General features: G+C 56.1%; 2 pseudogenes. Both read left to right on the forward strand.

The window, feature by feature from the left end:
* Window positions 1-117 (forward strand): annotated as a pseudogene (locus EZM41_RS05460) (gamma-glutamyltransferase); the annotation flags it as partial.
* Window positions 71-310 (forward strand): annotated as a pseudogene (locus EZM41_RS13585) (hypothetical protein); the annotation flags it as partial. The pseudogenes EZM41_RS05460 and EZM41_RS13585, both read left to right, overlap by 47 nt.

Raw genomic sequence — 310 nt, forward strand, 5'->3', positions numbered from 1 at the left:
GTATCTACAGGGCAGGTCCTTGCCGCCCAAGCGGGCCTTGAAATCCTCAAAAAAGGCGGAAACGCTGTAGATGCAGCCGTGGCAACGGCTGCATGCCTTACGGTTACAGAACCCACCTTTCGCAGACAGGCTCGCTTACGTATCAGATCCATCCTGCGGACATGTTCCAACGGGAAAGCTGCTATCCAAAGTAGGGTCCACCAAAAGGAGAGCCCTCATAGACGAAGAGACAAAGGTTTGGCACCCTGGCCCTATCGGCGGAAGCGACAGAGTATGCTTAGCCACGACCGACGGCGCTAATCGCCGCATG

Source organism: Acetomicrobium sp. S15 = DSM 107314 (assembly GCF_016125955.1).
In the GTDB taxonomy this organism is placed as follows: Bacteria; Synergistota; Synergistia; order Synergistales; family Thermosynergistaceae; genus Thermosynergistes; species Thermosynergistes pyruvativorans.